The organism is bacterium (assembly GCA_021372775.1).
Lineage (GTDB): Bacteria > Acidobacteriota > Polarisedimenticolia > J045 > J045 > JAJFTU01.
Genome location: JAJFTU010000166.1, coordinates 1 through 14093 on the forward strand (window position 1 = coordinate 1; position 14093 = coordinate 14093).

Consider the following 14093-nt stretch of genomic DNA (forward strand, 5'->3'; position numbering starts at 1 on the left):
GGTCCGGCGCCCGCGCCGCGTCCCGCGGCGACCGCCGCGCCGGCGAAGGCGCCGGGCGCCGCGGCGCCGCAGACGCCGGCCGCCAAGGGCGCTGTCGCCGCGCAGGCCGCCAAGGGAACGGCCCCGGCGCAGGCGGCGCCGAAGAAGGGGCAGCCGGCGGCGACGCCGGCGCAGGGCGCCGCGGCGGAGAAGGGCGCCTCCCCGGCGAAGGGAACGCCCCCGGCCGCCGCGACTCCCGCGGGCCGGCTCGCGCCGATGCGGCAGAGCGCGGTGGACGCCTACGTCGCCCGCAACTGGGCCGGCGCGGCGGCCGCCGCCGACGCCTACAACGCCGAGTTCGACGCCTCCGGCCTGCCTCGCGCCGGCGTCGATTGGGCGCTGGTCCAGTTCATCGGCGGGCACGCCAAGTTCGAGCTCTGGAAGGCCTCCAAGGACACGTTCAAGTACGACTTCGACCGGGAGGTCCTGGGCGCGATGGAGGCGAGCCTCCGCATCGTGCAGGACGATCTCTTCTTCAAGCACAACGTCCTCGGCTCCGCCTACTTCGAGCGGCTCAAGGCGACCGGCTTCAAGCAGGCCGGGCTCGAGGACGCCGCGTCGTGGCATCTCCTGCGCGCCCTCCTCGCCCGCGGGGAGGAACTGCGGGCCAAGCCGGAGACGCCCGAGGAGCGGACCGCCTTCGCCAAGTACGCGCTGCAGTACATCGGGCGCGCCTTCGAGATGGCGCGGCACTCCGCGGCGCCGGACGTCTACCTCGTCCGCGTGCGCGAGGCCTGCCGGCTCGGCTTCGGCAGCCCCTACGACGACCGCTTCGCCCAACTGCACCAGGTCGTCGGCTTCGACGGCGGGAACGTGCTGGCCGGCGTCCTGTGGCAGACCGGCCTCGACGAGATGAACACCGAGGGGAGCAAGCCGGACGACGTGCTGGACACCTTCCGCCAGGCGGCGAAGGCGACGCGCGGCCCCAAGGAACGGGCCGAGATCCTGCGGCAGATGTCCGACTACGCCAGCCGCCAGGACGAGTTCGACTACAAGCTCAAGGCGGTCGAGTACGGGCGGCAGGCGTTCGCCCTCGACCCGTCGAACAAGGACGTCCAGGCCCAGTACGGGACCAGCCTCCACGTCGTCTCGTACGCCAACTTCAGCTCGGGCAAGTTCCAGCAGGCGCTCGAGTACGCCAAGGAAGCGACCGGCTTCGCCTGGGACGGGGACGAGGTCGCCTACTTCGACCTCTCCCGCGCGCAGGCGAACTTCGGCGACAAGATCGCCGCGCTGACCAACGCCGAGACGGCCTACGACAAGGCGCGGCGCAAGTACGCGCCGGCCGAGGCCGCCCCGTTCCGGCAGAACTTCGTCGCGGTGCTGCGTCAGTTCGGACTCGCCCAGCGCGCCGCGCAGGTCGAGGCCGAGGATCAAGGAGGCCGTCCGTGAAGACGCGCGCTCTGATGCTGGCCGCGGCGGCGCTCGCCGCGGCGGTCGTCCCGGCGGCGGCCGCGACGGCCACGATGGGTCCCGAGGCGGTCAAGGCGGAGGTCGCGACGTTCGACGACCTCTACCGCGCCCTGACCACCTACCACATCCTCCTGCAGGGGGACCGCGCGACGCGGCCGGTCGTCGAGTCGGCGCTGTACGACGTGGAGCGGTACGTCGAGGAGATCGACGGCCGCTACGCGACGGACCAGCTCTTCGTCGCCGACAAGGACGCGCTCGACGAGCTGCGCCTGACCACCGCGAAGGCGCATCTCGAGGCCGCGCTGCTCGACGCGCGCGGCGTGGACATCGAGAGCTCGGTCTCCCACTACGAGAAGGCCGTGGCGCTCTACGGGCCGAACATCGCCGAGTGGGACGTGCGGATTCCGCGGACCGCCCGTCCGGGCACGCTGCCGGGCGCCGTGGACGCCGCCTACGAGATGGCGACGGTGGCCGAGGTGCTCGAGGACCTGAAGAACTTCTGGTCGTCCGGCGTGATGGTCCGGTTCAAGATCCGCGAGTTCCAGCCGGCGCAGCGGGCGACGCTGCGGCTCGAACGGGCCGGCGGGGCGGGGAACGACTTCGCCCGCGCCTCGTTCGACGTCGCGGCGGCGCGCTTCGCGGCCCGCGCGGCGGCGGGGGCGGAGGAGATCCGCGTCGCGCTGCCGGCGGGGAACTACCGGATCGTCTCCGCCGATCCGTCGATCCGGCCGCTTCCGTTCGCGGCGCTGGCCGGAAGCGCCCCCGACGCGGTCGTCCTCAATCCGAACCGCTTCAGCTTCGAGCTGAGCGCCGACGAACGCTGCCGTCCCGAACTGACGCTCAACGGCCTGCCGATCAACGACGTCCGCGACGTGCCGTACGGCGCGTACCGCGTCGTCGCGCCGAAGGGTTGCCCGGAGCGGCTGCCGAACAAGGTCGTGGTGGACCAGAGCCCGAACGTGACGGTCCGCACCGAGCCCGACCGGCTCGACTACGTCCGCGAAGGACAGCCGATCTTCCTCTTCGTGACGACGCCGCCGGGGAGCGTCTTCAAGCTCAAGATGTGAGCGAAAGGGCGCCGCGGAAGCGGCGCCCTTTTCAAGTCAGCCCGAGGTGCTCGAGGAGGATCCGCGCGCCGAGGACGATCAGCACGATCCCCCCGAGGATCTGCACGTCCCGCTTCGCCCGTCCCTGCAGCAGCGCCTCGAACTCGTACCCCAGCACGACGCCGAGGTAGGAGACGGCGAACGTCACGACGCCGATCACCGCCGCGGGGAGCAGGATCGCCGCGCCGAGCAGCGAGAGGGTCAGGCCGACGGCCAGCGCGTCCACGCTCGTGGCGAGGGCGAGGACGAGCAGGCGCGTCGCGTCGGGGAGCGGCATCGACTCGCCGCGGCGGTGGGCCTGCAGCGCCTCGTGGATCATCCGCGCGCCGAGGAAGGCGAGCAGCCCGAAGGCGACCCAGTGGTCGAAGCCGAGGATCAGGTTGCGGAGCGTCAGCCCGGCCATCCAGCCGACGATCGGCATCGCCGCCTGGAAGCCGCCGAACGCCGACGCGATCCGCAGCGCGCCGCGGTGTCGCCGCCGGTCGAAGCGCAGGCCGCAGGCGACCGAGACGGCGAAGGCGTCCATCGCCAGGGCGAGCCCCAGCATGACCATCGTCGCGAAATCCATCGCGCCGGTCGGGACGGCGTTCGCGGGGGCGGGGAGGTTCATCGCGGCTCCAACATCGGACGCCGAGATCTTAACCGGCGCGCGGCGCGGCCGCCGCGCGGGGCGTCGCGGCGCTCGGGCCGTCGCGGCGCGAGGGGCGTCGCGGCGCGAGGGGCGTTGCGGCGCGCGGGACGCCGCGCTACAAGAGGCGCATGACCAGCGGAAAGATTCCCTTCGACGCCATGGACTGGACTCAAGGCGGCCACCCGCTCGAGCGGAAGAAGCGCGCGGCGGACGGCGCGGCCAGCCTGCTGTTGTTCGCCCCCGGCTTCGCCGACCCGAACTGGTGCGGCGGCGGGCACGTCGGCTTCGTGCTCGAGGGGCGGCTCGGCTTCGAACTGGCCGACGGCCGCAAGATCTTCGCCGCGGCCGGCGAGGGGTTCGCGCTGGCGCCGGGAACGCGCCACCGCGCCTACAACGCGGGCGAATCGGCGGTGCGGCTCTTCATCGTCCCGCGCGGCTGAGGCGCCGCGTCGAGGCGCGGCAGCGACGTCAGCCGCAGGATCAGCGGGATCGTCGTCCCGCCCGAAACCAGCTCGAAGTGCTCGACGCGCGACGCGAAGTAGAGGATCCGCGCCTCGCGCGCCGCGCGGTCGAGCGCCTCGGCCTCCCTTGGCAGCCCTTCGCGCCGCTCGGCCCAACGGCGGTTGCGCGCGAACAGCCGCTCGCAGTGGGACGTGGTCTCGCCGCCGACGAGAATCAGCCGGCGGCCGCGGACGCCGAGAACCCAGTTCCGGAAGTCGTCGTCGTTGTGGTAGAGGCCGTCCACGAGGGCGATCGTCGCGCTGGGCCGCCACGGACCGGCGAGCCACTCGGCGATCGTGCGGAAGGCGCCGCTGTGGCCGACGACGACGAACCGCCCTGTCGGCAGCGGGCGGCCCAAGGCGCGGCGCACCGTGTCGAGCAGGTTCGGCAACGAGCGCCACGGCACCGCGTCGGGGAACTTCGCCGGCGCGGACGGGGCGACGAAGACGGCGTCCACGCCCGACGCGGCGAACTGCTCCGCGAGATGGTTCTTGGTCCACTCGTCGTCGAGCGTCGTGAAGTAGCCGTGGACGTAGACGACGATTCCGGAGCGGGCCGGGTCGTGCCCGGCGGGAATCCAGACGTGCACCGGACCGCGTTCCGTCGCGATCCGCCAATGCGTCCCGCCCGCCTCCGGCTCGCCGGCCGCGCCCACGGCGAGCGCCTCCGCGGCCGCCGGGGCCGGCGCGTCGGCGCGCGCGGACGTCGCCGCGCCGAGCGCCAGGGCGGCGCAGGCCGCGGCGACGAGCGCGCCGCGGACTGGCGTCACGAAGCCGTTCCGGCGCGGCGCGTCACCAGCATGTGGCACCGCTTCTCGCTGTCGAGGTAGCCGTAGCGGAACGGGAGCTTGCGGTGCGGCTGACCGTCCCAGAGGGCGCGGAAGTCGTCGTTGATCGACGTCGAGGCGTCGAGGAACGAGCCGGCGAAGGCGCCGTACGTCGTCTGCTCGAAGCCGGCCGCCCTGGCGACCTTCGGCGGCACGCCGGTGCTGTCCGAGACCATGAAGACCATGTGGTCGAGGAGGCACTGGCGGATCCCCTTGAAGCCGGGGTTCCAGAGCAGGTAGCTCGCCGCCTTGGTCATCGCCGCCACGTCCCCCTTCGCCGCGAGGTGCTTGAGGATCCCCGGCGTCTTCTTGAGCGCGGCGTCGGAGAGGTTGGCGCCGATGTGCCGGTGGACGCGCAGCGGCGCGTTCGGATCCCCCTTGCGGCGGAAGGTCAGCTCGCTGTTGGCGAAGGCGATCGAGAAGTCGGGCGGGGTCCACTTGGCGTGGCGCGGACGGGCGACGCGTCCTTCCGTCGCCGCGATCTCGGCGGCGGAGAGGTAGTGCAGCGAGCCGTCGTCGTTGATCGTGAAGTAGCGCAGCGAGACCGGCTCGTAGCCGTGGACGGCGAGGCCGACGAGGAAGAAGGCGATCTGCCCCGGGATGTCGTTCCGCTGTCCCTTCATCAGGTTCTCGCTCGTGCTGTCGTTCTGCACGAGCAGCCCCGAGATCGACTGCCGCACGAGGTCGAGGCTCTCCTTGAGCCGGTCGGCGTCGAGACCGTCGATGCGGCGCGGGTCGCCGGCCATCTCGAGCGAGAGGGTCGTGATCTCGGTCGCCTCGGGGTAGGTCGTCAGCGCGGAGAGCAGGTCGCCGCCGCCGAACGGGTAGACGACCGTCGTCGGCAGGTTCGCCGGGCGGAGCGCGGCGAGGAACGGCGCGGCGGTGGCGAGGTAGTGGTCGCGGTAGTTGGCGATCTTCTTCGTCATCGCGGCGCAGTGGGCGGCGATCGTCGGCGCGTCGAGGTCGGCCGGCGCCGGCACGGACGGGTCGCAGGCGGCGGCGGCGTAGATCGCGCGCGCTTCCTTGCCGAAGTCCTGCCCCTCGCCGCTCGAGGCCGGCGTCTCCGCCGCGGGGGCGGCGGCGCGGGGGAGCGGGGCGGGGGCCGGCTGCGACGACTCTTCGGCGGCAGGCTCGGCGGGCCGCGGCTCGGCCGGGGCCGGCTCGGCGGCCGGGGCCGCCGGCTTCTCGGGGGCGGCCGCCTCCGGCGCGGGGGCTTCGGGGCGCGGCGGGGCCGCGGCGCGGTTCGACGTCTTGCGGCCGCAGCCGGCGAGCGCGCCGAGCGCGAGGACGAGGGCGAGGATCAAAGCGGAGGGACCGGCCACCGAGCGAAGCAGCTTCACGGATGTCTCCCGGCGCCGCCGGGCGGCGCGGACGGAATCGGACCTTTTCGGGCGCGGATTTTGGCACAGAACTGGAGATCGGGCCGACGAAGCCTCAGAATGCCGCGCCATGAGCAGCGCTGCGGCCAAACTCGGCGTCCGTTCCGGCGTCGGGATCGTCGTCTCCAACATGATCGGCGCGGGGGTCTTCATCAGCGCCGGCTTCATGGCCCAGGACATGGGGCCGGGCACGGTCCTGCTCTGCTGGATCGTCGGCGCCGTGATCGCGCTGGCGGGGGCGCGGGCCTACGCGGCGGTGGCCGAACTGGTGCCCCGCTCCGGCGGCGAGTACCGCTACCTCTCCGAACTGCTCCATCCGTTCCTCGGCTATCTCGCCGGCTGGGGCTCGCTGCTGCTCGGCTTCTCCGCGCCGATCGCCGTCGCCGGGCTCGCCGCGGGGGCGTTCGCGCAGAAGCTCGGCCTGCCGCTCGCGCCGTGGAAGGTCGGCGCGCTGGTGATCGTCCTGCTCGCCGCGCTCCACTCGCTGAACCTGCGCTCGTCGAAGGTGCTGCAGAACACGCTCGTCGGGGCGAACGCGCTGCTGCTCGCCCTGTTCGTCGGCGTGGGGCTCTTCTTCGGCAAGCACGAGTGGCCGACCTGGACCCCGCCGCACGCCTCCGGCGGCTTCCCGCTGTCGGCGTTCATGGGGAGCCTCTTCTTCGTCGCCTTCGCCTTCTCCGGCTGGAACGCGGTCGTCTACGCGGCCGAGGATTTCCGCGAGCCGCGCCGCTCGGTGCCGCGCTCGATGCTGATCGGCTGCAGCCTGGTCGCCGTGCTCTACCTCGTCGTCAACTGGATTTTCGTCGCCAACATCACCCCGGACCAGGCGACGGTCGTGTTCCAGTACGACCAGCAGCGGGTCACGCTGGGCCACCTCATCACGAAGTCGCTGATCGGCGACTCCGGGGCGGCGGGGATGTCGATCCTCACCATCGTCGCCTTCGCCTCGGCGATGAGCGCGATGACCTTCGCCGGGCCCCGGACCTACGCCGCGATGGCCAAGGACGGCTTCCTGCCGCGCATCTTCGCCGGACGCGAGGGACGTCCGCCGGTCGCGGCGGTTTGGCTGCAGGCCCTGATCGCGCTCTTCTTCACCTACTACTACCAGGACAACCTCTCGGCCGTGATGGGGAACGTCGGCGCGATCCTCACGCTCTTCGCCGCCCTGACCACCGCGTCGCTCTTCAAGGTCCGCTTCTTCTCGCCGAAGCGTCCCGGCCCGCGCCCCGGCGCGCTCGCCCTCGCCGCGGCGTCGGTCCACGTCCTCTTCTCGGCGTGGATGCTCTACTTCGGCGTGCGGCACACCGAGACCCACCTTCTGGTCTGGGTCGGGGCGGTCGCCGTCGCCGCCTTCGCCGCCTATTGGGGCACGCTGCGCTGGCGCCGCGCCGTGGCCTGAACCTCTCGCGCGGAGCGGCGGGGAGTAGAATCGCGGCGTGGTTCCCGAGACGCCCCCTCTGTCGCCGCGCGAGCCGGATTCTGCTAGCATCCCGCCCTCCGGACCGGAGGGCGCCGCGCGGGTTCTGGCGCGGATCCTGCGGCAGGCCGCGCCGTACATGGCGGCGGCCTCGACGCTGACCGCGGCGGTCGTTCTCGGCGCCTTCGGCGGCTGGTGGCTCGACGAGCGCTGGGGCACGGGGCCGTGGCTCGCGACGGCCGGGGTTCTGCTCGGCGCGGCGGCGGGGCTGGCGCAATTGGCCCGCGTCGCGCTCGGGGCGGGGCGCAAGAAGGGGTAGCATTGTCGTTCGCGGCGGCGTTGGCGCTGGCGGCGGCCCTCAGCTATTCGGGCTGCGCGCTCGTCGGGGCGGCCGCGGGGCCGCGGCGGGAGGAATTCCGCCGCTTCGTCGTTCGCCGGGCGGCGCAGTTCCTCGGCCGGACGGCGGTGGTGCTGGCGGTGATCGGCGCCGCGGTCGCATGGGACCGCGAGGCCGCCGCCGCCGCGACGGTCGGCGCGCTCGCCGGATGGGGCGCGGCCGCGGCGCGGGCTTACGGCGCGGAACGGCGGAACGCCGCCGAACCGCGCGGGAACGGAGGAACGACCGGATGATCCTCGCCGCGGAACTGGACGCCGGCCAGCGCATCATCGAACACGTGGCCGACGCCCCGCCGTTCGTCGAAGGCGCTTGGTGGAGCCCGACGAAGGCGGTCGTCTGGATGGCCTTCGCCGCGGTCCTCGTCGTCGTCGGCGTGCTGCTCGCCGCCCGCGGCTACGACCGGAACGGCGTGCCGCGCACCCGCTGGTCGCAGATGCTCGACCCGTTCGTCGAACACTTCTACCGCGACGTGGCGCTGCAGTTCTCCGGCGCGAAGTACGCCAAGGCTGTCGCGCCGCTGCTGCTCACGTTCTTCTTCTTCATCCTCGTCTCCAACCTGCTCGGCCTGCTGCCGATCTCCGACGTCCTCGGCTTCGTCGGCGGCTTCTTCCTGCCGCACGACTCGGTCTTCATGCGCAAGATCGTCGAGGGCTCCTCGACGCCGACCGGCAACTTCAACGTGACGATGACGCTCGCCGCGATCAGCTTCATGGCGGTCGTCGTCTTCGGCTCGCGCCAGTACGGCGTCGTGGGCCACTTCGCCCATCTCGCGCCGAAGAACGCGCCGTTCGTCGTCCGCTGGTTCCTGCTGCTGCCGATCGAGACGATCTCGATGTTCGTCAAGCCGTTCGCCCTGACGATGCGACTTGCCGCCAACATGACGGCCGGCCACATGGGGCTTCTGGCTCTCCTGATGATGATCTTCCTGCTCAAGAGCGCGGCCGTCGGCGTGCCGGTGGCGCTGCTCGCGGTCGGCATCATGATGCTGGAGATCATCGTCGCCTTCGTCCAAGCCTACGTGTTCGCCCTGCTCTCGGGCGTGTTCATCGGCATGGCCATCCACTCGCACTGAACCCTCACCTCAAGGAGCGCTCGCACATGAACAGGTTCCTCAAGGTCGCCGCCCTGCTGCTGATCTTGGTCTTCGCCCTCGCCCCCGCGGCCCTCGCCGCCGACGAAGGCGCGGCCCCGGCCGTCGCCAAGGCCGCCAAGCCGCTCGACCTCGCCGGGTTCGGCGCCGCGATCGCCGCCGGCCTCATCGCCATCGGCGCCGGCTACGGCATCTCGAAGTTCACGGCCGCGGCGGCCGAAGGGATCTCGCGCCAGCCGTCCGCCGCCTCGAGCATCCAGGGCGCGGTCAACCTGCCGCTCTTCCTGCTCGAAGGCGTCGCGATCATCGCGCTGGTCGTCTGCCTGCTCGTCGTCTTCGTGCGGCAGATCTGACGATGACTCCCGCCCTCGTGCAATTGGCGTTGCTCGCCGCCGAGGGGGGCGAGGAAGGCGGCAACCCGCTGCTCAAGGTCAGCCCGGGTCTCTGGATCTGGACGCTGATCATCTTCCTGCTGCTGTACCTCGTCCTCCGCAAGTGGGGCTTCGGCAAGATGATCGAGAAGCTCGACGCGCGCGACGAGGCGATCCGGGGCGCGATCGACGACGCCGCCAAGCAACGCGCGGAGGCGGAGACGCTGCTCGCCGAACAGCGGGCGCTGCTCGAGCAGTCGCGCAAGGACTCCGCCGCCGCGACGGCGGCGGCGCAGGAACAGGCGGCCGCGGAACGGCGGCGGATCGTCGCCGAGGCGCGCGAGGAGTACGAGAAGATCGTCGCCCGCGGCCGGTCGCAGATCGAGCAGGAAACGAGCGCCGCCTTGGCCAAGGTCCGCGGGGCCGCGGCCGATCTCGCCCTGGAGGCCGCCGGCAAGCTCGTCGGCCGCACCCTCGACGAGCCCGCGCAGCGCGCGTTGGCGCAGAAGTTCATCGACGAGATCGAACGTAAGAACTGACGCGCTTCTGGTTTTCGCGGCGGTCCCCCGCGCCCTCGCGGCGCGCGGGACCGCCTTTTTCGTCAGGCGGACGTCGCCGCGTCCTCGGCGCCGAGCAGGTCCCTCGACGCCCGCGCGAGCCATTCCAGCCAGCGGGCCATTTCGGACTCGGGGTGGCCCCCCGGCGCCCAGAGCACGAAGAGCAGCGCGCGCGACCCTTCGTCCACCGAGGCGCGGAGCGAGTCGGAGGAGGGATTGCCGAACGGGCCGCGGGCGTCGAAGAGGGCGAACCGCCCCTCGAGGTGGATCTCCCCCTTGCGGATCCCTTCGTAGCTCTCGCCGGCGCGGCCGACCCGCGCCTCGATCGGCCCGTCGAGCTTGTCGCGGTCGTACAGCCCGACCGGCAGGCCGTGGAGGACCGCCCAGAGGTTGGCGAGATCGACGGCCGGATGGACGCGCGGGAACGGATCGCCGCGCAGGATCCGGCGGGTCAGCGCCTCGGGGCTCGGCCGGGTCTTCGTCGGGTCGAGCCCGATCGCCCGATAGAGCTCGCGGGCGGGGCGCAAATGGGGGATTTCGCCCGCGGTCCTTCCGGCGAAGCGGGCGGCCAGCGCCGCCGTCTCGCGGGCGATCGCCGCGTCGAGCGCCGCCGGATCGGCCGGGGCGCCGAGGCGGGCCGTCGCCCAACCGAGGCGGAGACGGCCGTTCAGTTCCGGGTGGACCGCGACGCTCGGCGCTCTCTCGTCCATCGGATTCGTCCTCGCCGCGCGGGTCTGCGTTTCGTCGCGCCCGCCGGGACCGCGGGGCCGCGGGTTCGTCCTCGTCCGCGCCGGGCGACGCGCGGCGCCGAGTATAGGACCGGCGTCCCTATTTTCGTCCTCTGCGCCTACAATGCGGCCCTATGGCTGCCGAAGGCGAAGTCCGCACGTTTGGTCGGTACGAGGTGCTCCGCCCGCTTGGCCGGGGCGCCGTGGGCGAGGTTTTTCTGGCGCGCGACCCCGCGCTGGGACGCGAAGTGGCGGTGAAGACGCTCGCCGGCCTCGACGCTCTTCCCGAGGGGGAGCGCGAAGAGGCGCGGGTCCGCTTCCTGCGCGAGGCGCGGGCGGCGGCCGGCCTGTCGCATCCGCACATCGTGACGATCCACGACGTCGGCGAAGCCGACGGCGTGCCGTTCATCGCGATGGAGTTCCTCGACGGAACGACCCTCGACCGCTACACGAAGTCGGGGCACCTGCTGCCGCCGCCGAAGGTCCTCGAGATCGGCGTGCAGGCGGCGCTGGCGCTCGACGAGGCGCACAGGCGCGGGATCGTCCACCGCGACATCAAGCCGGCCAACTTGGTCCTGCTGTCGGACGGCGGCCTCAAGGTCGCCGACTTCGGTCTCGCCAAGGGGCCGGAGAGCGGCCTCACCGCGCGCGACACGATCCTCGGCACGCCGAACTACATGTCGCCGGAGCAGATCGCCGGGCGCGACCTCGACGGCCGCACCGATCTCTTCTCCCTCGCCGTCTCGCTCTTCGAGCTGCTGGCCGGACGGCGGCCGTTCGGCGGCGACACCGTTTCCTCGGTCCTCTACCGGATCGTCAACGACCCGGCCGAGCGTCTCGCCGCGGCGAACCCGGAGATGCCCGCCGCGCTCGACGCGCTGCTCGACCGCGCCCTCGCCAAGGATCCGGAGAAGCGTCCGGCCACCGGCGGGGACTTCGCGCGGGAGCTGGCCGCGATCCTCGAGACGATGGGCGGCGTCCCCGCGCACCTGCGGCTTCCGCCGCCGGGAGAGCCGGGTAACGGCGCGCCGGCGCGGACGAAGCTCGGCGAGCCGCCGGCCGGATCGCCGCCGGCGCACGGCAGGAAGATCTACGTCGCGGTCGGCGCGGCGCTGTTGGCCGCGATCGTCTGGACCGCGCCGGTCTGGGGCGGTTTCGATCCGCTGGGCGGCGCGCGGAAGCCGGTCGAACACGGCCTCTCGTCGCTCCTCGGCCCGGTGGGGCGCGCGCTCTGCGTGACGCCCTCCGAGCGGACCGTGATCGTCGAGACCGATCCGCCGAACCTCGAACTGTCGGTTTCCGGCGTCGGAGCGCGCGTCGCCGGGCCGGGGAAGATCGTCGTCGCCGCCGACGCGAAAGGGCCGATCGCCGTCAAGGCGGGGGACGACTGCCGCGCCGCCGAGGCGTCGATCGATCCGGAGCGGCCGCCGGAGCGGATCCGCTTGGCCGCGGCCCCGCGCCGGATTTCCGCGCGCGTCGGCAGCGAACCGGCGGGCGCCGCGGTGTCGGTCAACGGCGAGCCCCAAGGCGGGGCGACGCCGCTGGAACTGACGCTGCCGGCCTGCCAGGCGAACACCGTCGAGCTGACCGCCCCGGGGCGTTCGCGCGTCGAGGTCCAGCTCGGCTCGAAGGAACCGGCCGACGCGTGGCGGCTCAAGCTCGCCGCGGTCAAGCTCCCCGCCGCTCCCGCCGGAGCGGGGGCGGGGGAGGAGCGGCCGGCGACCGGGCGGGCCGCGATCCCGGCGCCGCCGGGCTACCGCGCCGACGTGCTGCTTCGCGGCAAGAAGGTCGGCGAGGCGGGACGGCCGCTGACCCTGCCCGCGGGGAAGCAGACCCTCGCCCTCGTCAACGACGAGATCCTGCTGCGGCGCGAGGTTTCGATCGACGTGCCGGCCGGCGGCTCGGCCAAGGCGGACGTCGATTGGCCGCGCCTCGGCGCGCTGACGATCCGCTCCGCGCCGCCGGGCGCCAAGGTCTTCGCCGTTCCCGCCGGCGGCGGCGCGCCGATCGAAATGGGCGCGACGCCGATCAACCAGGCGCCGGTCGTCTCCGGGGCGTACGAGATCACGCTCGAGCACCCGACGACCGGGAAGCGGGTCACGCGCGGCGAGACGGTCCGGCCGGACGCGACGACGACCTTGAAGATCGCGCAGGAGGATTGGCGTTGAGCCGACGCTTCGCGCCGTCGGCGCAGCCCGCGTCGCCGGCGATGCCCGCGTTGCCCGCATTGCTGGCGTCGCTGGCGCTGTCGGCGCTGCCCGCGCTGCTGGTCTCGCTGGCGCTGTCCGCGCTGCCGGCCGCGGCCCAGACCCCCGCCGGCGCGCTGCTGGAACGGCAGCTTCGCGCGGCGCAGGAACTGGAGAAGGACGGCCAGGCGGACGCGGCGCGCCAGGCCTTTCAGCAGGTCGTGGACGCCGCGCCGGACGGGCCGCAGGCCCCCGACGCCCTCTTGGGGCTCGCGCGCCTCGCCTGGCCGGTGGACGACCCGGCGCGCGTCGGCGCCGGCGCCGTCGATCCCCGCGTCCTCGAGGCGGCGCGCGCGCCGCTGGAGACGATCCGGAAGAAGTTCGCCTCGTCGCCCGCGGCGCCGGAGGCGCTGTGGCGCCTCGCGCTGCTGCGCCTCGAGCCGTCGGCCCCCGACTGCGACCTCGAGCAGGCGCTGGCCCTCGTCACGACGCTGCCGACCGTCTACCCCAACTCGCCGCGCGCGGCCGAGGCGCTGGCGCTCGCCGCGCGGCTGCAGCTCGAGGCGGGACGTCCGGAGCGGGCGCGCGGGCAGGCGTTCCGGCTGCTCGCGGAATGGCCGGAGCACAAGAGCGCCGCGCAGGCGTTCGTCGTTCTCGGCTTGGCCGCGGCCCGCGCGGGCCGCACGGAAGAAGCTCTGGCGATGTTCGGCCGGGCGCGCGTCGTGGCCGAAGGGCGCGATCCGGCGGCCGCGGCCGCCGCGTCGTCGCTCGCCGCGGCGCTCGACCGCGTCGCCTTCTCCGCGACGCGCGGGGCGCGTCCGCTGGAGATCGACCGCGCCGCGCAGCCGGTCGTCTTCCCCGGCAAGGCGAAGGCCTTGCGCGCCCTGCCCGACGGCGGCCTCGTCGCCGCGATCCCGTCCGAGGGGCAGATCGTCGCCGCGGGGGGCGCGGCCGCGGGGGGCGGCAAGCCGCTGCCCGACGTGCTGGCGCTGACCCTCGACCGTTGGGGCCGTCTCTGGGCCGCGAACGAGCAGCTCGTCGCTCCGCCTCCGGGCGCCGGCTCGCTGCCGCTGCCCGAGCGGACGGAAGTCGTCGCGATCGCCGCGGCCGGGCCTCGCGGCCTGTGGGTCGCCGACGGCCGCGGACGGCGCGTCGTGCGTCTCGAAGCGGGCAAGGGGATCGTCGCCACGGCGCGGTTGCCGGAACGGGCCGATCCGCTGTCCCTGGCCGGCGACGGGCAGGGAGGCGTGTGGGTGCTCGACGGCCGCTCGGCCTCGCTGATCGACGTCGCCGAGGACGGCTCGGCGCGGGCGACGATCGCGCTCGGCGCGGCGGCGAAGGATCCGGTGAGCGTGGACCGCGACGAGCTCGGGGATCTCTACGTCCTCGACGCCGACGCCCCGGCGCTCCTGATCTTCGACGTCAAGGGAAAGCTCGCGGTGCGGCAGCCGC

At 73.4% G+C, this 14093-nt stretch carries 15 protein-coding genes; 11 read left to right on the forward strand and 4 right to left on the reverse strand.

Annotated elements, in window-relative coordinates; all coding sequences use genetic code 11:
- Positions 1-1431: hypothetical protein (locus tag LLG88_05570; GenBank protein MCE5246375.1), on the forward strand; the 1431-nt coding region annotated here is incomplete at its 5' end.
- Positions 1428-2519 carry a hypothetical protein gene (locus LLG88_05575; GenBank protein MCE5246376.1) on the forward strand — a complete coding sequence of 364 codons (1092 nt, stop codon included), beginning with the start codon at positions 1428-1430 and terminating at the stop codon, positions 2517-2519. The genes LLG88_05570 and LLG88_05575, both read left to right, overlap by 4 nt.
- A gap of 31 nt (positions 2520-2550) precedes the next feature.
- On the opposite strand, the gene LLG88_05580 is transcribed toward LLG88_05575, so the two are convergent.
- Complete coding sequence (locus tag LLG88_05580) at positions 2551-3168, reverse strand: manganese efflux pump MntP family protein (GenBank protein MCE5246377.1); 618 nt, start codon at positions 3166-3168, stop codon at positions 2551-2553.
- 149 nt (positions 3169-3317) lie between these two features.
- On the opposite strand from LLG88_05580, the gene LLG88_05585 reads away from it, so the two are divergent.
- Entirely contained in the window at positions 3318-3629 is a 312-nt protein-coding gene (locus LLG88_05585) for a cupin domain-containing protein (GenBank protein MCE5246378.1), read from the forward strand.
- Here LLG88_05585 and LLG88_05590 read toward each other — a convergent pair.
- Both LLG88_05590 and LLG88_05595 read right to left on the reverse strand, forming a co-directional pair.
- Positions 3578-4459, reverse strand: a complete 882-nt coding sequence (locus LLG88_05590) for a hypothetical protein (protein ID MCE5246379.1) — start codon at positions 4457-4459, stop codon at positions 3578-3580. The genes LLG88_05585 and LLG88_05590 overlap by 52 nt on opposite strands.
- Positions 4456-5856: a hypothetical protein gene (locus LLG88_05595; protein ID MCE5246380.1), complete on the reverse strand. Its 1401-nt coding sequence runs from the start codon at positions 5854-5856 to the stop codon at positions 4456-4458. The genes LLG88_05590 and LLG88_05595 overlap by 4 nt, the downstream gene beginning before the upstream one ends.
- 109 nt (positions 5857-5965) lie before the next feature.
- Here LLG88_05595 and LLG88_05600 point away from each other — a divergent pair, with 109 nt between their 5' ends.
- From LLG88_05600 to atpF, 6 genes are read left to right on the forward strand one after another with little or no spacing between them, the layout of a single operon-like run.
- Positions 5966-7294, forward strand: coding sequence for an APC family permease (locus LLG88_05600; GenBank protein ID MCE5246381.1), 1329 nt, complete (start codon positions 5966-5968; stop codon positions 7292-7294).
- A 37-nt stretch (positions 7295-7331) separates the two neighbouring features.
- Complete coding sequence (locus tag LLG88_05605; protein ID MCE5246382.1) at positions 7332-7631, forward strand: AtpZ/AtpI family protein; 300 nt, start codon at positions 7332-7334, stop codon at positions 7629-7631.
- A 2-nt stretch (positions 7632-7633) separates the two neighbouring features.
- Positions 7634-7942 (forward strand): hypothetical protein, encoded by a 309-nt coding sequence (locus LLG88_05610; protein ID MCE5246383.1) that lies wholly within the window; start codon positions 7634-7636, stop codon positions 7940-7942.
- Positions 7939-8781, forward strand: a complete 843-nt coding sequence (gene atpB / locus LLG88_05615) for a F0F1 ATP synthase subunit A (GenBank protein ID MCE5246384.1) — start codon at positions 7939-7941, stop codon at positions 8779-8781. Before LLG88_05610 ends, atpB begins: the two co-directional genes overlap by 4 nt.
- Before the next feature lie 26 nt (positions 8782-8807).
- On the forward strand, positions 8808-9152 hold the full coding sequence (locus LLG88_05620; protein ID MCE5246385.1) for a F0F1 ATP synthase subunit C: 345 nt from the start codon (positions 8808-8810) through the stop codon (positions 9150-9152).
- Positions 9153-9154: 2 nt separating this feature from the next.
- A complete protein-coding gene (gene atpF / locus LLG88_05625) occupies positions 9155-9709 on the forward strand; it encodes a F0F1 ATP synthase subunit B (protein ID MCE5246386.1) in 555 nt (184 codons plus the stop codon).
- Positions 9710-9771: 62 nt separating this feature from the next.
- Here atpF and LLG88_05630 read toward each other — a convergent pair whose 3' ends face one another.
- Positions 9772-10437 (reverse strand): hypothetical protein, encoded by a 666-nt coding sequence (locus LLG88_05630; GenBank protein ID MCE5246387.1) that lies wholly within the window; start codon positions 10435-10437, stop codon positions 9772-9774.
- A gap of 152 nt (positions 10438-10589) precedes the next feature.
- Here LLG88_05630 and LLG88_05635 point away from each other — a divergent pair, with 152 nt between their 5' ends.
- On the forward strand, positions 10590-12623 hold the full coding sequence (locus LLG88_05635) for a protein kinase (GenBank protein MCE5246388.1): 2034 nt from the start codon (positions 10590-10592) through the stop codon (positions 12621-12623).
- On the forward strand, positions 12620-14093 hold a 1474-nt coding region (locus tag LLG88_05640; protein MCE5246389.1), incomplete at its 3' end, for a tetratricopeptide repeat protein. The genes LLG88_05635 and LLG88_05640, both read left to right, overlap by 4 nt.